The sequence below is a fragment of the Microbacterium sp. SORGH_AS_0969 genome, assembly GCF_030818255.1.
Lineage (GTDB): Bacteria > Actinomycetota > Actinomycetes > Actinomycetales > Microbacteriaceae > Microbacterium.
The window spans coordinates 331,314-353,109 of the sequence record NZ_JAUTAG010000001.1; the positions used below are offsets into that span (position 1 = coordinate 331,314).

16 protein-coding genes and 2 pseudogenes are annotated in these 21,796 nt (G+C 71.2%); 11 read left to right on the plus strand and 7 right to left on the minus strand.

Features of this window, described 5'->3' with window-relative positions:
- The first annotated feature begins 144 nt into the window (after nucleotides 1-144).
- Together QE388_RS01455 and QE388_RS01460 are read left to right on the plus strand one after the other, a co-directional pair.
- Nucleotides 145-1,626 (plus strand): APC family permease, encoded by a 1,482-nt coding sequence (locus QE388_RS01455; protein WP_307382428.1) that lies wholly within the window; start codon nucleotides 145-147, stop codon nucleotides 1,624-1,626.
- 115 nt (nucleotides 1,627-1,741) lie between these two features.
- Nucleotides 1,742-2,560 (plus strand): molybdenum cofactor biosynthesis F family protein, encoded by an 819-nt coding sequence (locus QE388_RS01460; RefSeq protein ID WP_307382430.1) that lies wholly within the window; start codon nucleotides 1,742-1,744, stop codon nucleotides 2,558-2,560.
- Nucleotides 2,561-2,795: 235 nt separating this feature from the next.
- Here QE388_RS01460 and QE388_RS01465 read toward each other — a convergent pair whose 3' ends face one another.
- The 7 genes from QE388_RS01465 to QE388_RS01495 form a co-directional block, all read right to left on the minus strand.
- A complete protein-coding gene (locus tag QE388_RS01465; protein ID WP_307382432.1) occupies nucleotides 2,796-3,830 on the minus strand; it encodes an ABC transporter permease in 1,035 nt (344 codons plus the stop codon).
- Nucleotides 3,827-5,353 (minus strand): sugar ABC transporter ATP-binding protein, encoded by a 1,527-nt coding sequence (locus QE388_RS01470; RefSeq protein WP_307382434.1) that lies wholly within the window; start codon nucleotides 5,351-5,353, stop codon nucleotides 3,827-3,829. Before QE388_RS01470 ends, QE388_RS01465 begins: the two co-directional genes overlap by 4 nt.
- Before the next feature lie 66 nt (nucleotides 5,354-5,419).
- On the minus strand, nucleotides 5,420-6,421 hold the full coding sequence (locus tag QE388_RS01475; protein ID WP_307382436.1) for a sugar ABC transporter substrate-binding protein: 1,002 nt from the start codon (nucleotides 6,419-6,421) through the stop codon (nucleotides 5,420-5,422).
- Nucleotides 6,422-6,528: 107 nt separating this feature from the next.
- A complete protein-coding gene (locus tag QE388_RS01480; RefSeq protein WP_307382438.1) occupies nucleotides 6,529-8,178 on the minus strand; it encodes an amidohydrolase in 1,650 nt (549 codons plus the stop codon).
- A gap of 432 nt (nucleotides 8,179-8,610) precedes the next feature.
- Nucleotides 8,611-10,086, minus strand: a complete 1,476-nt coding sequence (locus QE388_RS01485) for an aldehyde dehydrogenase family protein (protein WP_307382440.1) — start codon at nucleotides 10,084-10,086, stop codon at nucleotides 8,611-8,613.
- 350 nt (nucleotides 10,087-10,436) lie between these two features.
- Nucleotides 10,437-10,955 (minus strand): RNA polymerase sigma factor, encoded by a 519-nt coding sequence (locus QE388_RS01490; protein WP_275798965.1) that lies wholly within the window; start codon nucleotides 10,953-10,955, stop codon nucleotides 10,437-10,439.
- Entirely contained in the window at nucleotides 10,952-11,662 is a 711-nt protein-coding gene (locus QE388_RS01495) for a hypothetical protein (RefSeq protein WP_307382444.1), read from the minus strand. Before QE388_RS01495 ends, QE388_RS01490 begins: the two co-directional genes overlap by 4 nt.
- 274 nt (nucleotides 11,663-11,936) lie before the next feature.
- Here QE388_RS01495 and QE388_RS01500 point away from each other — a divergent pair, with 274 nt between their 5' ends.
- The 9 genes and pseudogenes from QE388_RS01500 to QE388_RS01540 all read left to right on the plus strand — a co-directional run bounded on the left by QE388_RS01500 (nucleotide 11,937) and on the right by QE388_RS01540 (nucleotide 21,774).
- Nucleotides 11,937-13,595, plus strand: a complete 1,659-nt coding sequence (locus QE388_RS01500) for a thiamine pyrophosphate-binding protein (RefSeq protein WP_307382446.1) — start codon at nucleotides 11,937-11,939, stop codon at nucleotides 13,593-13,595.
- Nucleotides 13,596-13,605: 10 nt separating this feature from the next.
- Nucleotides 13,606-14,013, plus strand: coding sequence for a GNAT family N-acetyltransferase (locus QE388_RS01505; protein WP_275798973.1), 408 nt, complete (start codon nucleotides 13,606-13,608; stop codon nucleotides 14,011-14,013).
- A 199-nt stretch (nucleotides 14,014-14,212) separates the two neighbouring features.
- A pseudogene (locus tag QE388_RS01510) lies at nucleotides 14,213-15,674 on the plus strand (fumarylacetoacetate hydrolase family protein).
- The gene (locus QE388_RS01515; RefSeq protein WP_307382449.1) at nucleotides 15,671-16,357 is read left to right on the plus strand and encodes a GntR family transcriptional regulator; all 687 of its coding nucleotides are present in this window, start codon (nucleotides 15,671-15,673) and stop codon (nucleotides 16,355-16,357) included. Before QE388_RS01510 ends, QE388_RS01515 begins: the two are co-directional and overlap by 4 nt.
- Before the next feature lie 44 nt (nucleotides 16,358-16,401).
- Nucleotides 16,402-17,904 (plus strand): 5-carboxymethyl-2-hydroxymuconate semialdehyde dehydrogenase, encoded by a 1,503-nt coding sequence (gene hpaE, locus QE388_RS01520; RefSeq protein WP_307382451.1) that lies wholly within the window; start codon nucleotides 16,402-16,404, stop codon nucleotides 17,902-17,904.
- Between the two features lie 182 nt (nucleotides 17,905-18,086).
- A pseudogene (hpaD, locus tag QE388_RS01525) lies at nucleotides 18,087-19,239 on the plus strand (3,4-dihydroxyphenylacetate 2,3-dioxygenase).
- 193 nt (nucleotides 19,240-19,432) lie between these two features.
- Nucleotides 19,433-20,218, plus strand: coding sequence for a fumarylacetoacetate hydrolase family protein (locus tag QE388_RS01530; protein WP_307382453.1), 786 nt, complete (start codon nucleotides 19,433-19,435; stop codon nucleotides 20,216-20,218).
- A complete protein-coding gene (locus QE388_RS01535) occupies nucleotides 20,203-21,003 on the plus strand; it encodes an aldolase/citrate lyase family protein (RefSeq protein WP_307382455.1) in 801 nt (266 codons plus the stop codon). Before QE388_RS01530 ends, QE388_RS01535 begins: the two co-directional genes overlap by 16 nt.
- Before the next feature lie 36 nt (nucleotides 21,004-21,039).
- A complete protein-coding gene (locus QE388_RS01540; RefSeq protein WP_307382457.1) occupies nucleotides 21,040-21,774 on the plus strand; it encodes a DUF6882 domain-containing protein in 735 nt (244 codons plus the stop codon).
- The last annotated feature ends 22 nt before the right edge of the window (nucleotides 21,775-21,796 follow it).

Below are 21,796 nucleotides of genomic sequence, written 5' to 3' on the forward strand. Positions count from 1 at the left end.
TGCGGGTCCCGAGGTCTTGGCATCCGTCCCTGCACGGACGCAACAAGCCCCCTCACCCGCGGTCAAGTCCGCGGCGTCCGGGCGGAGCAAGATCGCTGCAGCGGGCATCGACGCCCGCTCGGAAACCGAACCGAAGGACTCGCCATGACCGACCCGACTTCCGCCGGCTCCTCCACCGCCTTGCAGCGCGGCGCGCTCGGTGTCGCCGGCATCGTCTTCCTCGTTCTCGCCGCTGTCGCGCCGCTGACCGGCATCGTCGTCGTCGCGTCGCTGGCGATCGCGCTCGGCAACGGCGGCGGCACGCCCGCGTCGTTCCTCATCATCGCGGCGATCCTGCTGCTCTTCGCCGTCGGCTACGCGCAGATGTCGAAGCAGTTGGTGAACGCGGGCGGGTTCTACGCCTTCGTCGTCAAGGGCCTGGGGCGCACCGGCGGCCTCATCGCGGGACTGATCGCCACGCTCGGCTACAACTTCTTCGTCGTCGGCACGATCGGCACGAGCGGCTTCTTCATGCAATCGATCATCGCGGGGCTCACGGGCTTCGACCTGCACTGGTACGTGTGGGGGCTGCTCTCGATCATCGTGTGCTTCGTCATGGCACGGACGGGCGTCGACTTCTCGTCGAAGGTGCTCGGGGTCGCGCTCGTGCTCGAGGTGCTGATGCTCGTGGTGTTCGACGTGTCCGTCCTCGTCCAGACCGGCTTCGATCTCGGCGCCTTCTCGCCCGAGGCCGTCTTCTCGGGATCGCTCCCGATCGGCCTGCTGCTCGCGGCGACCGGCTTCCTCGGGTTCGAGGCGACCGCGCTCTTCGGCGAAGAGGCGCGCAACCCGCTCAAGACCATCCCCCGTGCAACCTACACCGCGATCATCGCCATCGGCGTGATCCTCGGCGTCACCACCTGGGCCGTCGTCAGCGCGACCGGCGTCGCTCAGGCCCAGGGCACCGCCCAGGAGCACCTCGCAACCGGCGACCTCATCTTCAGCCTCGCGGCGACCTACCTGGGCCCGCAGCTGACGGTCGTCATGGAGATCCTGCTCCTGGTGAGCCTGTTCGCCGCGATGCTCGCGTTCCACAACTCGGCGACCCGCTACCTCTACGCCCTCGGCCGCGCTCGAGTGCTGCCCTTCGCCCTCGCCCGCACCCGCTCGTCGGGCGCCCCGCAGCTCGCGGGCATCGTCCAGGCCGGTTTCGCGGCGATCGTCGCGGGGATCTTCGCCCTCGCCGGTCTCGACCCGATCCTCAACCTCGTGCCCGCGATGCTCGGCTTCGGCACCCTCGCCGTGATCGTGCTGCAGGCGCTCGCGGCCCTGTCGATCGTGGTGTTCTTCCGCCGCCGCGGCGACCGCCGCTGGTGGAGCACGCTGATCGCGCCGGGCATCGGCTTCGTCGCCCTGTCGGTGATCGTGGTGCTGGCCGTGGCGAACTTCGACATCGTCGCGGGCTCGAGCGAACCCGCGATCCGCCTGATGCCTCTGCTGCTCGTGCTCGCGGTTATCGGCGGCATCGGGTACGCCGCGTTCCTGCGTCGTCGCAAGCCCGCCGTCTACGCCGGACTCTCCGACGACCTCGAGGCCTTCAACGTGGCCTCGGCCGAGAAGGGCAAGGACCCGGTCCCCGGACTCTGATTCCGGATGCCGAACCCCGGCGGGTCCTTCCCGTGAACCCCGCGGCCGACGCGCCGCGGGCGTGGGGCCGTGGCATCCATCCCCTTCCTCCCCTCCCTCCAGAGAAAGAGATCGCATGACGACCGACACCCTGAACCTGTCCGACACGCGCACCTGGCTGCCGCTCGACGGGCTCGCGCCCGGCTTCGACGCCGCCAAGGCCGACCTGACCGATGCCCTCGCCGGGCGCACCTTCACCACCGTCGACGACGAGGGCGCGCGAACGGCGTACCGCTTCGACGCGGATGCCGTGGAGTGGACCGCCGGCCCCGAGACCGGACGTGACGCCGTCGAGGTCATCGAGGTGGACGAGGACCTCTATTACGCGCAGTACACCCCCTCGGCGCACCCCGACGAAGCCGTGACGCTGATCCTCGACCTGCGCAGCGGATACGCGCTGACCGTGGTCAGCACCCTCGGCACCGCCGCCCCCGGGCGCACCGCGGTGCAGATGAGCTTCGCACCCGCGCGCATCGAGGAGCTCGACCAGCAGGGAGAGGCCCCGGCGCCCACCGACGAGCTAATCGGCCGCCGCGTGCTGTGGGTGTACTCGACCGTGCACGCGTACGAGCACGTGTACCTCTCGCCGCACTGGTACTCGTGGCACTGCCTCGCCGGCCCCGAGCAGGGCCTCGCCGATACCGACGAGAACACGGTGTGGCGTGTGCGGCCCGGCATCTACGTGTTCACCTGGCGCGAGAAGGTCATCCCGTGCGGCTCGGTCACGATCGCGGACCACCGCGACCAGAAGGCCCTGCGCGCCCACGGGGTGCTGTTCGGCACCGACGAGTCGGGCTCGGGTGCCACGCACTTCACCTTCGGCGCGCACGGACGCCTGCTGTCGAACACGGTTCACCCGCTCGAGTACGACCCGGCGCGTCCGCTGGAGCGCTGAGCCGGGAGTCGCCGGGAGCCGCGTCCCTCCGGGGGCGCGGCTCTTTCGCGTGCCGGGGGGCTCGTGACGAGCCCGGGGACCGCCCGCGACGAGCAGAGGGCCAGGGGCGAGCGGAGGACAACCCGCGCCGCTTCGGTCCTCCCTCCACCCCCCACCCTCCGCCCGCCACAGCACCGGCTCTGAAGCACACGAAAGCCGCGCCCCCGAGGGAGCGCGGCTTCGCGAGGAACGGGCTTCAGGCGGCCAACGCCACCAACCTCTGCGCGCGCGCCGTCGCCAACCGCACCCGCAGCACGTGCGTCAGAGCGCTGAGGCCGATCGCCGCGACGAGCGCGAGGCCGCTGGCCACCGCCTGCCAGAACGTCGTGACGCCCAGCAGGACCAGCGAGTTGTTCAGCGCGCCGTAGAACAGCACCCCGACGACGACGCCGAAGATCGTGCCCTCTCCTCCCGTGAGCGCGACACCGCCGAGCAGCACCGCCGTGAGCACGATGAGCTCGAAACCGGCGCCCAGCTGCCCGGCCGGAGCGCTGTTGAGGCGGGCCGCGACGATCGTGCCGGCAAAGCCCGACATCGCCCCCGACAGCACGAACAGCGCGAACGGCAGTCGGCGCACCGGCACGCCCGACAGGTATGCCGCCTGCCGGTTGACGCCGACGGCGTACACGTGACGGCCGGTGGGAGTGAGCGAGAGGAAGATCCCCGCGGCGATCAGCAGCAGCGCCGCGATCCACACCGACAGGGGAACACCCGCGACCGTCCCGACGCCGAGCAGGCCGAACTGGTCGCCGAAGTTGTTGCGCGGCGTGGGACTGATGAGCTGCGCCACCCCGCGCACCGCGGTGAGCGTGCCGAGAGTGGTGATGAACGAGTTCAGGCCCAACACCGTGACGATCACGGCGTTCACGAGCCCGACCACCGCTCCGGCGAGGATCGCGAGCACGATCGCGACCGCCGGTTGTCCGGCTCCCTTGTCCATGACGAGGGATGCCACGACCCCGCCGAGAGCGAGACTCGAGCCCACGGAGAGGTCGATGTATCCGGCGATGAGCAGCATCGCGACGGGGATGGCGACGATCGCGATCACGGCGCTGTCCTGCAGGATGCCGCGGATGTTCTGCCATCCGAAGAAGGAGTCGGTCGCGATCTGCACGCCGATGACCAGGACGATCAGCACGATGAGCAGCGGGGTGCGCACGACGCCTTCGACGGCGGCGCGGATGAAGCGGTTCTCTGTGACGGGTCGGGGCGTCACGGACGAGTCAGTCACGATCGGGTTCCTTCGATGAGTTCGGCGGGGGCGGCCGGGGCGGTGTGGACGGCGGAGAGCAGACCGTCGGCCGTGGTGTGGGCGACGTCGACCTCGTCGATGACGGCACCCTTCGCGAAGATGAGGCAGCGGTGAGCGAGATCGACGACCTCTTCGGGTTCGTTCGTGGCGACGATCACGCCGATGCCCTTCTCGGCGGCCAGCGTCTTGATCGCGTCGTAGATGTCTTTGCGGGCACCGACGTCGACGCCCTGCGTCGGATCGTCGAGCAGGATCACCCGGGTGCGTGCCGCGTCGTTGACCCAGCGCCCGAGCAGGATCTTCTGTTGGTTGCCGCCGCTGAACCGACCGGCCGGGAGGTCGGCCGCGCGCGGACGCAGAGCGAGCGTGTCGGCCACACGGTCGAACACTGCGCGCTCCGCCTTCAGCGAGCGCAGTCCCCACGACCCGAGCCGGCGCATCGCGTCGATCACGGTGTTGTCCTGCGCGGGGAGGGCGGCGAACAGTCCCTCGCGCGCACGGTCCGCCGGCACCAGGGCGATCCCGGCGCGCAGCCCCTGCGCGGGTGAACCTGTCTCCCGGGGCACGCCGTCGACGGCGAGCGTGCCGCCCGAGCGCGGGATGCGCCCGAAGATCGTGCTGAGAAAACGCGTGCGCCCCGATCCGACGAGGCCGTAGCAGGCGACGATCTCGCCCGGCGCGACCGCGAGATCGACCGGACGAAGGCCCGGAGCCGTGAGTCCCCGGACCTCGAGCACCGGGGTCTCGCCCGTGCGGGGAGGAGCGGGGCGGTCGTTCGTGGCCCCGTGTCCGTCGCTGATGGCCGCGACCAGCGACTCGCGGCTGATCGCCGCGCCTTCGGCGGACCACACGGCGCGGCCGTTGCGCATGACGGTCGCCGCATCCGCCAGGGCGAGCACCTCGCCCAGCAGGTGCGTGACGTAGAGGATCGCGATCCCGCGGCCGGCGAGGTCACGGACGAGCTCGCCCAGGCGCGCCGCTTCCGCCCGTGACAGAGCGGCGGTCGGCTCGTCGAACACGATGAGCCGCGCATCGCGACGCACGACCTTCGCGATCTCGACGAGCTGGCGCTGCCCGATGGGCAGGGTCGCGACCTTCACGTCGGGGTCGATGCCGGTGGCACCGACGGCGTCGAGAGCCTCGCGGGCGAGACGGCGCTGCGCACCGCGGCGGATGAGCCCCGCGGCGGTGAGCTCTTGACCGACGAAGAGGTTCTCGGCCACCGTCATGTTCTCGAGCAGGCTCAGGTGCTGGTAGATCACCGCCACCCCCGCCGCGATCGAGGTCCGCGGGGTCAGGGAGTCGTGGGCGACGCCCCCGATCTCGATGGTGCCGGAGGTCGGGGCGACGCCGCCGCCGAGGCAGGCGATGAGCGTGGATTTTCCGGCGCCGTTGTGGCCGAGGAGCGCGTGGATGCGCCCGCCGGGGATGTCGAGGGTGACGTCGTCGAGAGCGAGGGTGGCCCCGTACCGCTTCGTCAGACCGCGCACGGTGACAGACATGACTGGTTCCGATCTCGTCGAGGGCGAAGGAGGGGGTGGGGCGGGGTCGACCCGCCCCACCGGGCGTCAGCCGCCGAGCTCGGTGATGTAGCTCGACAGGTCGGGGTCGGAGACCGTGACCACCTTCACGGGGAGGTCGACGCTGGCATCCGTCTTCCCCTCGCCGAGGGCGATGGGGATGTCGATGACGTTGTCGACGAGGTCCTTCAGCGAGAAGTACGTGGCGGCGCGGAAGAAGTTCCCGTCCCGCATCTTCTGCAGCAGGAACAGGTTGGGGTCGAGGCCGCCGACGTAGGTCTTCGGGTCGTTCTCGGCGCGACCCGAGGCGACGAGCGCCTGGTACGCCCCCTGCGCCGCGTCGCCGACCGCCGAGACGACGACATTGGCGTTCGGGTGCTGCGCGAGGAGCGTCGTCGTGACGGACAGTCCGTCGTCGGGGGTCACCGCCTGCTGCTCACCGACGATTTGGAGGTCGGGGCCGGTTTCCTTGAGGCCGTCGAGCAGACCCTTCGTGCGCTCCTGGCCGATCTGCCGCTCCGTCTCGCTGAGAACGATGACCTCGGCGTTCGGGCCCACGTTCTTCAGCGCCCACTCCGCGGCGTCCTTCCCCAGGTCGTAGCCCGACTGGTAGAAGCTGAACTGCAGGGTGGCGTCTTGGTTGGTCATGTCGCCGCCGTACGTGACCCAGTACTTGCCCGCGGCCCGGTACTGCTGCGCGACCGACTCGAGGCTGGCGGGGTCGACGGGGAAAGAGACGACGGCGTCGACGTCGCTGCCGAGGTTCGACGTGAGCTGGCTGACCTGCTTCTGCAGGTCCATCTCGTCGTTGGTGAAGCTCACCTCGACCCCCTTCTCGGCTGCGCGGGCCTCCACGATGCCGGTGATGGCTCCGTAGACCGGCAGCGCGGTGAAGGGGTAGTCGAACAGGATCTTCTTGACGGGGCCGCGCTCGGCGGGAGCGGTGGCCGCGCTCCCGGCGTCGTCGGCGGCGGTCGTGCTGCAGGCCGAGAGGGCGAGGCCGACGATGGCGACCGAGGCCATCGCGGTCAGGCGGAGACTGCGCTTCATGATGCTCCTAGCGGTGAGGTGATGCGGGTGACGGGTGCTGTCGTGCGGGTGGTGCAGGGGGGAAAGCCTGGGGACGAGCGCGGGTGCCGGAACGCGGATGCCGGATCTCAGGGCGTCCACACGCGTCGACCCGAGAACCAGGTCTCGACCGCGCGGGTGCGGACCACCTGCTCGATGTCGACGGCGAACGGGTCTTGATCGAGGACGACGAAGTCGGCCGACTTGCCGGGGGTGAGCGAACCGGTGACGTCGCCCAGCCCCATCGCCGTGGCGGCATTGATCGTGAACACCTCGAACGCCTCGTCGAGGGTCAGCGCCTGCTCCGGCCACAGCGTGCCGGGCGCTCGACCGAGGGGGTCGGCCCGGGTCACGAGCCCCTGGATGCCCTCCCACGGGTTGGGCGAGACGCTGACGGGCCAGTCCGAACCTCCCGCGACGAGCACGCCGCGGTCGACCAGGTCGCGGTTGGGCTGGACCTGCGAGGCCTCGGGTTGGGGACGCACCTGGGCGATGGCATCCGGGATCACGCCGGGGAACCACAGGAACGGCGAGATATCGGCCGAGACGTCGAGGTCGACGAAGCGCTGCCGGTCGTCGGGGTGCACGAACTGGCCGTGGGCGATCTGGTAGCGCGTGCCCGTGTCACCCGTGGAGCGCACCACCGCGATCGCGTCGAGCGCGACGCGGACGGCGGCGTCTCCCGTGCAATGGATCTTGGCCCCGAGCCCCTGCGCCGCCGTGCGGACGAGCCACGCGGTCAGCTCGTCGGGAGCCATCGTGGTGACTCCGCAGTGCGCGTGTCCGTGATCGGCGCTCGGCCGGTAGGGGGTGAGGAACGCGCCCGTGTGGGTGGGCGGCACGCCGTCGAGCGCGACCTTGACGAAGTCGGGGCGGTGGTGCGGGGTGCGGAACTCTTCGCGCCGCGCGACGAGCTCGTCGCCCACGGGCGTGTTCGCGAAGAGGAACTCGCTCGACAGCAGCGACGACACGACCCACGCGTGCAGATCGCCGGTGTCGTCGAGGTCGCGCAGCGCTCCCATGATCTCGACGGTGGCGGCGGCATCCTGGAACGCGGTGATCCCGAACGAGTGCAGGATCTCGATCGCGCTGGCACTCGCGCGGCGGTAACGCTCGGGGGTGCGGGCGAGACTGCGATCGAGCGCCTCGGTCACCGGGAGCGTCGCGGACTCCATGAGCAGTCCGGTCGGCTCCCCCGTCTCGGCGTCGCGCACGATGTGCCCCCGCGCGGGGTCGGGAGTATCGGAACGGATGCCGGCTGCCGCCAGCGCCGCGGAGTTCGCGAAGCGGTTGTGGTGGCTGTCGTCGGTCAGCACGACCGGGCGTCCACCAGCCGCCTCGTCGAAGCGCGCGCGGGTCTCGGAGCGAGAGAAGTCGTCGAGCAGAACGCTGCCGAACGCCTCGCCCACGACCCATTCGTCGGGGCCCAGTCCGGCGGCGTAGGCGCGGACGGCGGCGAGCACCTCGTCGAGTCCCGCGGTGGGAGGGAAGGCGAGCTGGAAGAGATCGGCCTCGCCGGCCATGAGGTGGTGGTTGTGCACGTCGACGAGACCCGGGACGACGGTTGCGCCGTCGAGGTCGCGGATCTCGGTCGCGGGCCCCGCGATGGCGAGCACCTCGTCGTCCGTGCCCACGGCGAGCAGACGCCCATCGGCCACGGCGAGCGCCGTCGCGGTCGGGCGGGAGCGGTCGGCGGTGTGCACCACGGCACCCCGCAGGATGAGGTCGGCGACGGTCATGGGGTCTCCCGGGGATTCGGCGAGGTCGGTGGACGACCCCGGTACGGCGGAGCGACGGAGGGTGGAGCGGGTTTCGCCGGGCGCGGGTCCCGGGGAGCGGCGGAGCGGCGGAGCGACGGCGTGCGGGGTGGAGCAGCGGTGCGGAACGAGCCGGTGGGGTCGCGTGGTTCCGGACCGGCTGAGGACATCCTCCGCGCATCCGAGCCGCTCGACTTGACCACGGATGCCGCCGCGTTGACGACGGACGCACGACCCGCGCCGGAACCGCTCGGCGATCACGGCTGCACCCCGGCATAAACGCGATCCGCTCGCAGAAACACGCTGTGCACGTGTTTCCATGAGCGGATCGCGTTTATGCGGGGTCGAGGCCGGGGCGGGTCGGGCGGCTGTGCAGCGCCGACGCCGCGGCGGCGCACGCACAGCCCGCGCCGCTCAGCCGTTGATGACCTGGGGCACACCGAGGGCCTTGAGCCCCTCGACGCCGAACTCGAGGCCGTAGCCCGAGCCCTTCACCCCGCCGAACGGGATCATCGGGTGCACACCGCCGTGCGAGTTGATCCAGACCGTCCCGGCCTGCAGGCGCGCGGCCACGCGCCGGGCGGCATCGCGATCGCTCGACCACACCGAGGCGCCGAGACCCACGTCGAGGCCGTTAGCACTCGCGATGGCGTCCTCGAGGTCGGAGTACCGGATGACAGGCAGGGCGGGCCCGAACTGCTCCTCGTCGACGAGCGCGACGCCGTCGGTCACGTCGGCCACGATCGTCGTGCGGTAGAACAGCTCGCCGAGGTCGGTGGCCGGCTCTCCGCCGAGCACGACGCGGCCTCCGGAGGCCTTGGCATCCTGGACGAGTCGATCGACGATGTCGAACTGCTGCCTGTTCTGCAGGGGTCCCAGCACCGTCCCCTCGTCGAGACCGCGGCCCATCGGCACCTGCGCGGCGTACCCGGCGAGCGCGTCGACCACGGCGTCGTACACGTCGTCATGGACATACAGGCGCTTGAGCGCGGCACAGGTCTGCCCCGTGTTGATGAAGGCGCCCCAGAACAGCCCCTCGGCGATGGCCGCGGGATCGACGTCGGGCAGCACGATGCCGGCGTCGTTGCCGCCGAGCTCGAGGGTCAGGCGAGCGAGGTTGCCCGCGGAGCTCTCGATGATCCTGCGGCCGGTGGCCGTCGATCCGGTGAACATGACCTTGTCGACGTCGGGGTGGGCGACCAGGCGCACGCCGGCATCACGGTCGCCCGAGAGGGCGATCACCACGTCGTCGGGCAGCACCTCGTTGATCACGTCGACGAGGGCCAGCACGCTCAGCGGCGTGTACTCGCTCGGCTTGACCACGACGGTATTGCCCATGCGCAGCGCGGGGGCGATCTGCCAGACGGTGATCATCATGGGCCAGTTCCAGGGGCCGACGGCCGCGACGACGCCGAGGGCACGGTAGTGCAGCTCGGCGTACACCTCCCCGTCGTCGACGACCACCTCGGGTTCCAGCTCGGTGGCCGCGGCGGTACGCAGCCACGCGGCGCACGCACCCACCTCGAACCGGGCGTTGGGACCGTCGAGAGGCTTGCCCTGTTCGCGCGAGAGCAGACGCGCGAGCGCCTCGGCGTTCGCCTCGATGCGGTCGGCCGCGGCCATCAGCAGACGACGGCGTTCTTCGTGCCCGACGGAATCCCACCCCGGCTGCGCCGCACGGGCGCGGGCGACGGCGGCATCGACGTCGGCGACCGTGTGCACGGGCGCTCGTCCGATGACCTCGCGCGTGGCGGCATCCGGAATCTCCCTCCCCTGCCCCTCGGGTGCCTGCACGCGCGCGAGGAGGGCTGCATCGTCGGCGTTCGTCGATGCGTCGGCGGCGGATGCCTCGACCGCGGGATCGGCCAGGGCGGGGGTGGGGTCGGACATCTCGGCTCCTTCGGTTCGTGTCCCGGGCCGTCGTGCGGGCCCGTTCCGTCAGCCTCCGCCGCGCGTGCGCGTGGCGCTTGTCCGCCCGCGCGCGCCCCATGACCGGCGGTGCCGCTTCTGCCCCCGCCTCCCTCTCCCTCTCCCCGCTGACTGGCGTCGTCGGCACGGCCCGCCCCCGTTTCTACGAGCGCCCGGCGCACGTCAGCGGAGCGGCCACGACGCCGGTGGGAGCGTGCGCCAGTGCAACGGGCGTGAGCCAGCGCAACGGCGACGCCGCCGCCCGGCGAGGCGCGGGTCGACGCCGCCACCCGGCCGGTGTCCCCGCACGGGTCGACTCCGGCCGGCGCGGGTCAGCGCAGCGTCGTCTCGCGCTCGCTCCCCGGCTCGAGGGCGAGGAACGCCGCTCGCAGCCGCCCGCGCGCCCGCTCGTACCTCTTGCGCGCCGCCGCCGGCCGTACCCCGGCGAGCGCTCCGGCTTCCGCGATTCCGAAGCCGTCCCAGAGCACGAGCCTGAGCAATTCCTGATCCGCCGGCGCGAGTGTGCCGAGGGCCTCCAGAGCGACGAACGCGTCGTCGCTCACCGGCTCGTGCTCCTCGCGCACGAGGGTCTCGTCGATCCGTGCGCGACGCGCGCGTTTGCGCCGGTGATTCGCGAGCACGTTCCGGGCGATCCCGAACGCCCACATACGCTGATCCTCGGATGCCACGGGCAACCGCGCGCGATGCCGCCACAGCGCGAGCGCCGTCTCCGACACGCAGTCGTCGGCGTCGGCGCGCGACTCGACCCGGCGGACGAAGTACCGCAGGAGGTCGGGCATCAGCGGGGCGACGGCTTCCTCGAAGCGCCGCCGTTCAGCATCCGGGGTCACCACGAGAGCCCCGCGAGCATCTCGCCGCACCAGGCGTCGGCGGCCTCGACGCCCGCGCGGTCACCCGCCGTCGCGGCACGGGCGACGAGCTTCTCTTCGTCGACGATCCCTCCGCCGTCGGTCGCCACCGTCGCGGGCCAGGTCGCCGCCGTCGTCAACGTCTGCGCAGCGGTCTGTGCGCGAGCGGTGTCGCCGAGCGCGTCGGCATCCAGCCACTCCGCCCGCCAGGCGCACCGCGCGTACTGTTCGAACTCGGACCGGATGCCGGTGACCTGACGAAGCCCCTCACCCTGCGTCGCCGTCCGCTCGGCGATCGAGGTCGCGAAGCGCATGGTGTCGGAGCCGGGCGGCAGGATCGCCTGAGCGGGCCACAGCCCCACCGCGACCTCGACGTAATCGGGCGCGTCGATCTCGATCCACTCGCTGCCGTCGGCCTCGGTGCCGACGGGCTGAGTACCTTCGGGGGAACCGGGTTTGGGCGAACCGAACCAGCCGGTGCGGGCGAGGTATCCGGATGCCGCGGCCACCCCCGGCACCCCGATCGCGAACACCGCGACGATCGCGGCCGTCGGCACGACCCAGCGACGACGCCGTCGCCGGGGACGCTCGATCGCCGCGCGCACCAGGTGCCGCGCCTCGTCGGGGCTCAGTGCGACGTCGCGCGCGGGGTCGGCGGCGCTCAGCGCCGCGAAGGGGTCGGTGTCCATCGGGTGTCCTTTCTCATTCTCTTCACCCCGTACCTGTCGCGACCGCTCCCGAACGTGACACCCCGCGTACCGTCTCTTCGCTGATTCGCGCCGAATGCTCGCTCGAACGCCGTTTCCTTGAGCATTCGGCGCAACTCAGCCGGCGAGGAAGCCCCTATACTCGATCCCGTCAGGCGCACGGAGTCGTGCGTCGCTGCTCGAAAAAAGGGCACGTAGCGGAGTCCCCGCGAGACACATACGGCATTCATCCCGTCGTCTCGAAAGGCTCGTCGTCATGCCCACCGTCTCCGCGCACGTCGCGCACACCCTCGCCCGCCACATCGACACCGTCTTCGGCGTCATGGGCAACGGCAACGCCTACTTCCTCGACGCGCTCGGCCGCGATACCGGCTCGAGCTTCGTCGCCGTGCGGCACGAGGCCGCCGGGGTCGTCGCCGCTGACGCGCACTACCGCGCGTGCGGACGCCTCGCCGCGGCCACCGCCACCTACGGCGCCGGGTTCACCAACACCCTCACCGCGTTGGCCGAGGCGGTGCAGGCCCGCACTCCCCTCGTCCTGATCGTCGGCGACGAGCCCACCTCGGGCCCGCGCCCGTGGGGGGTCGACCAGATCGCCCTGGCCTCCGCCGTCGGGGCGCGCACCTATACGGTCGGCCACCGCGACGCCGCCGCGACGATCGTCATCGCCATCGAGCACGCCCTCACCTACCGCCTCCCCGTGGTCCTCGGCATCCCGTACGACGTCGCGACCCGCGAGGCAGGCCCGATTCCGGATGCCACGGCCCCCGGCGCAGAGCCCCAGGTCACCCCGGAGCACCCCCCGCTGGACGCGTATGCGGACGGCGTGATCGACCAGATCGTCGACGCGCTCGCGACGGCCGAGCGTCCCGTACTTCTGGGGGGACGCGGCGCCTGGCTCGCGGGGGCGGGTGCCGCTCTCGACGACGTCGCCGCCCTGACCGGCGCCCTCACCACCACCAGCGCCCTGGGCCGCGGTCTGTTCTCCGACCCCACGCGCGATCTCGGTGTCGCCGGCGGCTTCGGAGCCCCCGGGGCGATGGAGCTCGCACGGGAGGCCGACGTGGCCGTCGTCTTCGGCGCGGGCCTGAACCAGTTCACGATGCGCTTCGGCGAACTCTTCGCCCCCGGAACGCGCGTGTTCCAGGTCGACCTCGCGGCCGCCGCCACCCACCCTCACGTGGGCGGGTACGTGCGGGCAGATGCCGGAGACGTCGCGCGCGAGATCGCCCACCGCTTGCGCACGCGCGGCGCCATGCCGTCGACCTGGGGCGACGGCCTCGACCTCGTCGTGGCTCGACGCCAACCCGAGGGACAGGGGCTCGGACCCGACCGCCGCCTCGACCCACGGACGGCGGCCGCTCGCCTCGCCGAGTTGCTGCCGTCGGACCGCGTGGTGGTGCACGACGGCGGGCACTTCATGGGCTGGTCGAACATGTACTGGCCGGTCGAATCGCCCGACCGCATGATCATGGTCGGCACGGCGTACCAGTCGATCGGCCTGGGATTCCCGAGCGTCCCAGGAGCCGCGATCGCCCGCCCCGACTCCACGATCGTGCTGAGCACCGGCGACGGCGGCGGACTCATGGCCCTCGCCGATCTCGAGACCGCGGTCCGTGTCGCCGGTGGCCGAGGCATGGCGATCGTGTGGAACGACGCGCAGTACGGCGCCGAGGTCCTCAACTACGGTGTCAAAGGTCTGCACCCCGACCCGATGCTCATCCCCCAGGTCGACTTCGCCGCCGTCGCGCGAGGCTTCGGCGCCGAGGGCGTGGTCGTCGAGACGGTCGATGACCTGCAGGCCCTGGCATCCTGGGTCTCCCGCTCACCCGAAGACCGGGGCTTCCTCGTGCTCGACCTGCGGGTGAGCGCGGCGATCGTGGCACCGTTCTGGGAGGAAATCGCGGCGCGGTAGTGTCGGGGACGTGCGGTACTCGTTCGACTCCCCGACCCCGGCCGAGTTCGCGGCCCTGTACGCCGAGACCGGATGGGGTGAGTGGCCTGCCGACACGTTCGAGCGCGCCCTCGTCGGCAGCTGGGTCGTCTGCGCCGCCCGCGACGACGACGGTGCACTGGTGGGCATGGGCCGCCTCATCAGCGACGGGGCGCTCCACGCCTTCGTGACCGAGATGATCGTCGCCGAGACCGCCCGGGGAGGCGGTGTCGGCGCTGAGATCCTCCGCCAGCTCGTCGCCGAAGCGCATCGCCGCGGCGTCCGCGACGTCCAACTCTTCGCAGCCCGCGGCCGCGTGGGCTTCTACGAGCGCAACGGCTTCGTCCGCCGGCCGCCCGAGGGCCCCGGGATGGATCTGGCCGCTCCGCCCGGCGACTGACCGACCCTCCCGAACACAACGCGGAGATCCGCCGCGCGGCCCGTACCGTGCTGTGCGGTTGCGGCCCGCGGCCGTCTCTTCTCCTGCACGGCGTCGTGATCTGTGCCGATCAGCCCTGGCCGGTGTGGTCGACCGGAAGACGTGTTGTCGTCGCCGAGCGGATCGTATACGATTTCGAATACGACGCGAGGGAGCATCCATGACCGACACCGACCCCCGGTTCACCGCCCTCGGCGCGCGCCCCGGCAAGATCGTGGCCGTCCACCTCTCCTACGCCTCGCGCGCCGACCAGCGCGGCCGCCGCCCGGCCGCCCCCTCCTACTTCTTCAAGCCGTCCAGCTCACTCGCTGCCTCGGGCGCCGAGATCGTCCGCCCCGCCGGCACCGAACTCCTCGCCTTCGAGGGCGAGATCGCGCTCGTCATCGGCGAGCCCGCGCGATGGGTGACTCCGGATGCCGCGTGGTCGCACGTGGCATCCGTCACCGCCGCCAACGACTTCGGCCTGTACGACCTCCGCGCGAACGACAAAGGCTCGAACGTCCGCTCCAAGGGCGGCGACGGCTACACGCCCGTGGGCCCCGAGCTCATCGACGCCCGCGACGTCGACCCCGCCGCCCTCCGGCTGCGCACCTGGGTGAACGGCGAGATCGTGCAGGACGACACCACAGCCGGGCGTCATCTTCCCGCTCGCGCAGATCGTCGCCGACCTCTCACAGCACTTCACCCTCGAGACCGGAGACGTCATCCTCACCGGCACCCCCGCGGGGTCCTCGGTCGTCGTGCCCGGCGACGTGGTGGAGGTGCAGGTGGATGCCGGCATCCACTCGACCGGCCCGCTCCGCACCACGGTGGTCCAGGGCGACCGCGCCTTCGATGCCGCGGTCGGTTCGCTCCCCACGGTGGACGACACCCAGCGCACCGAGGCGTGGGGCTCCGCCGAGGCCGCGGGGCTGACCCCGCCCGCTCCCACCCTCACCCCGGAGCTCCGCGCGAAGCTCGAGCGCGTCCCCGTCGCCGCGCTCAGCGGGCAGCTGCGCAAGCGCGGACTCAACGACGTCACGATCGACGGCGTCCACGCGCTCACCCCCGGCAGCCGCTTCGTCGGCACGGCCCGCACGCTCCGCTTCCTCCCCCACCGCGAAGACCTCTTCGCCTCCCACGGCGGCGGGCAGAACGCTCAGAAGCGCGCCTTCGACGCGGTCGAGAAGGGCGAGGTCATCGTGATCGAGGCCCGCGGCGAGACCGGCTCCGGAACCCTCGGCGACATCCTCGCGATCCGCGCCCACGCCCGAGGGGCCGCCGCCATCGTCACCGACGGCGGAGTCCGCGATGCCGAGGCCGTCGCCGCGGTGGGCATCCCGGTGTTCACCGCCGGTCCCCATCCCGCCGTCCTCGGCCGCCGGCACGTGCCGTGGGAGACCGACGTCGCGATCGGCTGCGGCGGCACGACCGTCGAGCCCGGCGACATCCTCGTCGGCGACGGCGACGGCGTGATCGTGCTCCCGCCGGCCCTGGCCGAGGAGGTCGTCGACGCGGCCCTCGCTCAAGAGGCCGAAGACGCCTGGATCGCCGAGCAGGTGGCATCCGGTCACCCGATCGAGGGCCTGTTCCCCATGAATGCCGAGTGGCGCGCCCGCTACGAGAGCGAGGTCACCCGATGACGGACGTGACGGCGAGCAGAAGCAAGTCGCAGCAGGCCTACCACTGGATCAAAGACCGCATCGCGTCGCAAGACTTCACCCCCGGCTATCGCCTCGTGCTCGGCTCGATCGCCGCAGAACTCGACATGAGCGTCGTGCCGGTGCGCGAGGCGATCCGTCAGCTCGAGGCCGAGGGCCTGGTGATGTTCGAGCGCAACGTGGGCGCGCGGGTGTCGATGGTCGACGACACCGCCTACCGCTTCAGCATGCAGTCGCTCAGCATCCTGGAGGGGGCGGCGACCGCGCTGTCGGCGCGTGCGCTCACGACCGACGACGTGCGCCGCGCCCGCCAGGTGAACGAGCTGATGGTCGAGACGCTCGCGCACTTCGACCCCCGCGCCTTCACCGCGCTGAACCAGGAGTTCCACGCGATCCTCTTCGAGAAGTGCGCGAACCCCCGCATGCTCGAGCTCGTCCAGGCCGAGTGGGCGCGCCTCGGGCACCTGCGCGACTCCACCTTCAGCTTCGTGCCCGGTCGCGCGGCCGAGTCGGTGCGCGAGCACGAGAACATCCTCGTCCTCATCGAGAGGGGCGCGCCGCTCGCCGAGATCGAGAAGGCCTCGCGCCGGCACCGCTCCGCGACCCTCGACGCCTACATGATCCACGAGCACCCCGATCAGGTGCTCGGCCTGCCCGCTTTCTGATTCCGGATGCCATCGGCATCCGCCCCTCCAAAGAAGGAGTTCGTATGACCCGCCGTATTCCCGCCGACCTGCCCGAGCGCATCCAGCACTACATCGGTGGTTCCTTCGTCGACTCGGTCGACGGCGACACGTTCGACGTGCTCGACCCGGTGACCAACCAGACCTACGTCACGGCAGCCGCGGGCAAAAAGGCCGACATCGACCTCGCCGTCGCCGCCGCCCGCAAGGCCTTCACCGAGGGGCCGTGGCCGCGCATGCTCCCGCGCGAACGCTCGCGGGTGCTGCACCGCATCGCCGACATCGTCGAGTCGCGCGACGAGCGCCTCGCCGAGCTCGAGTCGTTCGACTCGGGCCTGCCGATCACGCAGGCGCTCGGACAGGCCCGCCGCGCGGCCGAGAACTTCCGCTTCTTCGCCGACCTGATCGTCGCCCAGACCGATGACGCCTTCAAGGTGCCCGGTCGCCAGCTCAACTACGTCAACCGCAAGCCGATCGGCGTCGCCGGCCTCATCACGCCATGGAACACGCCCTTCATGCTCGAATCGTGGAAGCTGGGCCCCGCGCTCGCCACCGGCAACACCGTGGTGCTCAAGCCGGCCGAGTTCACCCCGCTGTCGGCATCCCTGTGGGCCGGGATCTTCGAGGAGGCGGGCCTCCCCGAGGGCGTGTTCAACCTCGTCAACGGCCTCGGCGAAGACGCCGGCGACGCGCTCGTGAAGCACCCCGAGGTGCCGCTCATCTCGTTCACCGGCGAGAGCAGCACCGGGTCGCTGATCTTCGCGAACTCCGCGCCGTACCTCAAGGGCCTGTCGATGGAGCTCGGCGGCAAGAGCCCCGCGATCGTCTTCGCGGATGCCGACCTCGACGCCGCGATCGACGCGACCATCTTCGGGGTGTTCTCGCTCAACGGCGAGCGCTGCACCGCGGGCAGCCGCATCCTCGTCCAGCGCGAGGTCTACGACGCGTTCGTCGAGCGGTACGCGGCGCAGGCGGACCGCGTGAAGGTCGGCTACCCCGACGACCCCGCGACCGAGGTCGGTGCACTCGTGCACCCCGAGCACTACGCGAAGGTCATGTCGTACGTCGAGCTCGGCAAGACCGAGGGACGTCTGGTCGCCGGTGGCGGCCGCCCGGACGAGTTCCCCGAGGGCAACTTCGTCCGCCCCACGGTGTTCGCCGACGTCGCTCCCGACGCGCGGATCTTCCAGGAGGAGATCTTCGGCCCGGTCGTCGCGATCACGCCCTTCGACACCGACGAAGAGGCTCTGGCCCTCGCGAACAACACGAAGTACGGTCTCGCCGCCTATGTGTGGACGAACGACCTCAAGCGCGCGCACCTGTTCGCGCAGAACGTCGAGGCCGGCATGGTGTGGCTGAACTCCAACAACGTCCGCGACCTCCGCACCCCCTTCGGCGGGGTGAAGGCCTCGGGTCTCGGCCACGAGGGCGGCTACCGCTCGATCGACTTCTACACCGACCAGCAGGCCGTGCACATCACGCTCGGTCCCGCCCACAACCCGACGTTCGGCAAGGCGTCGGCGCACTGAGCCCGGCGGCCGGTGGTCGGTGGCTGAGCTTGTCGAAGCCACCGCCGACCCGCAGAACGACCGGTCCCTTCGACAGGCTCAGGGACCTCCACCGAAACCGGTGGCTGAGCCCGACCACCGGTGGCTGAGCCTGTCGAAGCCACCCCCGACCCGCAGAACACCCCACGCAAGGACGCGACCCCATGGCAAAGCACACCGAAGAAGAGAAGACCTCCTCCGGCTTCTGGGTGACCCAGGAAGCCCCCATCGTCTCGGACGACCCCATCCCCACCCCGACGGCCCCCCGCGCCCGACATCCTCCGCTGCGCGTACATGGAGCTCGTGGTCACCGACCTCGCCGCATCCCGTGTCTTCTACGTCGACATCCTCGGGCTGCACGTCACCGAGGAGGACGACGAGGCGATCTACCTCCGCTCGACCGAGGAGTTCATCCACCACAACCTCGTCCTGCGCAAAGGCCCCGTCGCCGCCGTGGCCGCGTTCTCGTACCGCGTGCGCTCCGCCGACGACCTCGACAAGGCGGTCGCGTTCTACGAGGAGCTCGGCTGCGACGTGCGCCGCGCGCCGAACGGGTTCACGAAGGGCATCGGTGACTCCGTCCGCGTCGTAGACCCGCTCGGCTTCCCGTACGAGTTCTTCTTCGACACCGAGCACCAGGAGCGCCTGTCGTGGCGCTACGACCTGCACTCCCCCGGCGAGCTCGTGCGCCTCGACCACTTCAACCAGATCACGCCCGACGTCCCCCGCGCGGTGAACTTCATGCAGGCGCTGGGCTTCCGCGTGACCGAGGACATCCAAGACGAAGAGGGCACGGTGTACGCCGCCTGGATGCGCCGCAAGCCCACCGTGCACGACACCGCCATAACCGGCGGCGACGGCCCGCGGATGCACCACGTGTGCTTCGCCACGCACGAGAAGCACAACATCCTGGCGATCTGCGACAAGCTCGGTGCCCTCCGCCGTTCGGATGCCATCGAGCGCGGCCCCGGCCGCCACGGCGTCTCGAACGCGTTCTACCTCTACCTGCGCGACCCCGACGGGCATCGCGTCGAGGTGTACACGCAGGACTACTACACCGGCGATCCCGACAACCCCGTCATCACCTGGGACGTGCACGACAACCAGCGCCGTGACTGGTGGGGAAACCCGGTCGTGCCGTCCTGGTACACCGACGGCTCGCTCGTGCTCGACCTCGACGGCAACCCGCAGCCCGTGCGCGCCCGCGAGCACTCGAGCGAGATGGCGGTCACGATCGGCGCCGACGGCTTCAGCTACACGCGCCCGCCCGAGGACGAGGCATCCGGATCCGAGTTCAAGCTCGGCAACCAGCTCTGACCCGCCTCCCCCGCAGCGTCCAGGCATGTCCCACTTTGTGCAGGAACCACCTCCAGAACCTGCACGAAGTGGGACACGCAGCGCGCACCTCCCCCCACCCCCTCGACCCATGTCCCACTTCGTGCCGAAATCACCACGGAAATCTGCACAAAGGGGGACACGCCCGGTTCCACCGACCTCCAGGAAGGACACCATGCTCACCGACGCACAGCTCGACGCCATCGCGGCCGAGCTCGCCGAGGCCGGCCGCACCCATTCGGTGATCCCGCGCATCACGGCGAGATTCCCGGATGCCACGGTCGACGACTCGTACCGGATCCAGGGCCGCTGGCGCGACACGCAGCTCGCCGCGGGGCGAACGCTGGTGGGGCGCAAGATTGGTCTGACCTCCAAGGCGATGCAGCAGGCGACGGGGATCACCGAGCCCGACTACGGCGTGATGTTCGACGACACCGTCTACCGCTCGGGCGACGAGATCCCGGTCGATCACTTCTCGAACGTCCGGATCGAGGTCGAGCTCGCCTTCGTGCTCAAGGAACCGCTCGAGGGCCCCGACTGCACGCTCGGCGACGCCCTCGCGGCGATCGACTACGCCGTGCCCGCACTCGAGGTGCTGAACTCCCACATCGAGCTCGAGGGCCGCACGATCGTCGACACGATCAGCGACAACGCCGCGTACGGCGCCATGGTGCTGGGCGACGTCCGCAAGCGCCCCGACGAGATCGACCTGCGGTGGGTGCCGGGCGTGCTCAGCCGCAACGGCGAGATCGAAGAGACCGGCGTCGCCGCGGGCGTCCTCGGCCACCCCGCCACCGGCGTCGCGTGGCTCGCCAACAAGTTCCACCAGCACGGCGCGCGCCTGGAGGCGGGCGAGATCATCCTGGCAGGATCGTTCACGCGCCCGATGTGGGTGTCGCGGGGCGACGACGTGCTCTGCGACTACGGACCGATGGGAACGATCTCGTGCCGCTTCGTCTGAACCCGACCTTCCGCGCGGCTCTCGCGGCATCCGACCGCCCCCTCGCGGGGATGTGGGTGTGTTCGGGCAGTGCCGTCGCCGCGGAGATCGCCGCGGGCTCGGGGCTGGACTGGCTGCTGCTCGACATGGAGCACTCGGCCACCTCGCTCGAGACCGTGCTCACGCTCCTGCAGGTGAGCGCGGCGTACCCCGTGACCCCGGTCGTCCGCGTGCCGTGGAACGACCCCGTCATGATCAAGCAGGTGCTCGACCTCGGGGCGCAGAACCTCATCGTGCCGATGGTGTCGTCGGCGGACGAGGCCCGCGCCGCCGTCGCCGCGACCCGGTACCCGCCGACAGGCATCCGCGGGGTCGGCAGTGCCCTCGCCCGCAGCGCCCGCTGGAACCGCGTCGACGGCTATCTCACGGGTGCGACCGAGCACGTCTCGCTCACCGTCCAGATCGAGACCACCGCCGGAGTCGCCGCCGCGGCCGAGATCGCCGCCGTCGAGGGAGTGGATGCCATCTTCGTCGGCCCCTCCGACCTGTCGGCATCCATGGGCCTTCTCGGTCAGCAGTCGCATCCCGACGTCGTCGCCGCGGTCCACGCCGTGTTCGCCGCGGGACAGGATGCCGGGACCCCCGTCGGCGTGAACGCCTTCGATCCCGCCGTGGCCGAGGCGTACCTCGACGCAGGAGCCGACTTCGTCGCGGTCGGAGCGGACGTCGCCCTTCTCGCGCGCGCGTCGGAGGCCCTCGCGCAGCGGTTCGCCGCCCCGGAGACCGGCGAACGCGCAAGCTATTGAGACCTCGCACCAAGGGTCCGTCCCTAGGGTGAGCACATGACGACGTTCCCCGCGCTGCAACCCCTCGCCGATCGTGCCGCGTTCTTCACGGCCCTGCGGCAAGACGACCTCGGCACCGCCGCCGACGCCCTCGGCCCTCACCGCTGGGACACCGACCTCGCGGCGGGCACCCTGACCTTCAGCGCGCTCGTCGACCCGAACCGCACGCTCGTCGCCCGCGCGCACCTCGTCGCCTCGATCGCGCCGGGGCCGCGCTCGGTGCTGTGGGGCTGGGCGCACCCGAACGGCGGCGGCGACCAGAACCCCGCCGCGCTCCTACGCGCGTACGGGCAGGAGCACGGCATCGCCGAACTGTCGTCCCCCGAGGCCCCGTTTCCCGCCGACGCGGCCGGAGACGCCGAGTGGATCGCCGAAGCCTCCCACGTCATCGCCGGAGTCGCGGTCGAGGTGACCGGCCGCTCCCCGTACTACTCGGCGCCGATCGGCGACGCGGGAACGCGCGCGGTCCTTCTGCTCGACGCTCCGCTGCCGCCCCTGACAGTCGCGCACGCCGGAATTCGGATGCCGCGCATCCTGGCATCCACGACGCCCGCCGACCCCCGCAGCTCGGTGTGGGATCTGGCGCGCCTCGCCGGGTGGACGCTGCACTGGGCCGACGACGCCTTCTCAGGCGCGACCGTCCAGGATGCCACGGGCTCGATGACCTTCCGTTTCGACGAGCGCGGCCGCATCACGGCGATGGAGAGCACGCTCGGCGCCACCGCGGCCTGAGCGACGCGCCGTCCCGCGGACA

Excerpts from the sequence above, each read along its gene's own strand:
- QE388_RS01460 (WP_307382430.1), top strand. The coding sequence starts at position 1,742 with ATGACGACCGACACCCTGAACCTGTCCGACACGCGCACCTGGCTGCCG.
- QE388_RS01515 (WP_307382449.1), top strand. The coding sequence starts at position 15,671 with ATGACGGACGTGACGGCGAGCAGAAGCAAGTCGCAGCAGGCCTACCAC.
- QE388_RS01530 (WP_307382453.1), top strand. The coding sequence starts at position 19,433 with ATGCTCACCGACGCACAGCTCGACGCCATCGCGGCCGAGCTCGCCGAG.
- QE388_RS01470 (WP_307382434.1), bottom strand. The coding sequence starts at position 5,353 with ATGTCTGTCACCGTGCGCGGTCTGACGAAGCGGTACGGGGCCACCCTC.
- QE388_RS01495 (WP_307382444.1), bottom strand. The coding sequence starts at position 11,662 with ATGGACACCGACCCCTTCGCGGCGCTGAGCGCCGCCGACCCCGCGCGC.
- QE388_RS01475 (WP_307382436.1), bottom strand. The coding sequence starts at position 6,421 with ATGAAGCGCAGTCTCCGCCTGACCGCGATGGCCTCGGTCGCCATCGTC.
- QE388_RS01540 (WP_307382457.1), top strand. The coding sequence starts at position 21,040 with ATGACGACGTTCCCCGCGCTGCAACCCCTCGCCGATCGTGCCGCGTTC.
- QE388_RS01485 (WP_307382440.1), bottom strand. The coding sequence starts at position 10,086 with ATGTCCGACCCCACCCCCGCCCTGGCCGATCCCGCGGTCGAGGCATCC.
- QE388_RS01480 (WP_307382438.1), bottom strand. The coding sequence starts at position 8,178 with ATGACCGTCGCCGACCTCATCCTGCGGGGTGCCGTGGTGCACACCGCC.
- QE388_RS01455 (WP_307382428.1), top strand. The coding sequence starts at position 145 with ATGACCGACCCGACTTCCGCCGGCTCCTCCACCGCCTTGCAGCGCGGC.
- hpaE (WP_307382451.1), top strand. The coding sequence starts at position 16,402 with ATGACCCGCCGTATTCCCGCCGACCTGCCCGAGCGCATCCAGCACTAC.
- QE388_RS01500 (WP_307382446.1), top strand. The coding sequence starts at position 11,937 with ATGCCCACCGTCTCCGCGCACGTCGCGCACACCCTCGCCCGCCACATC.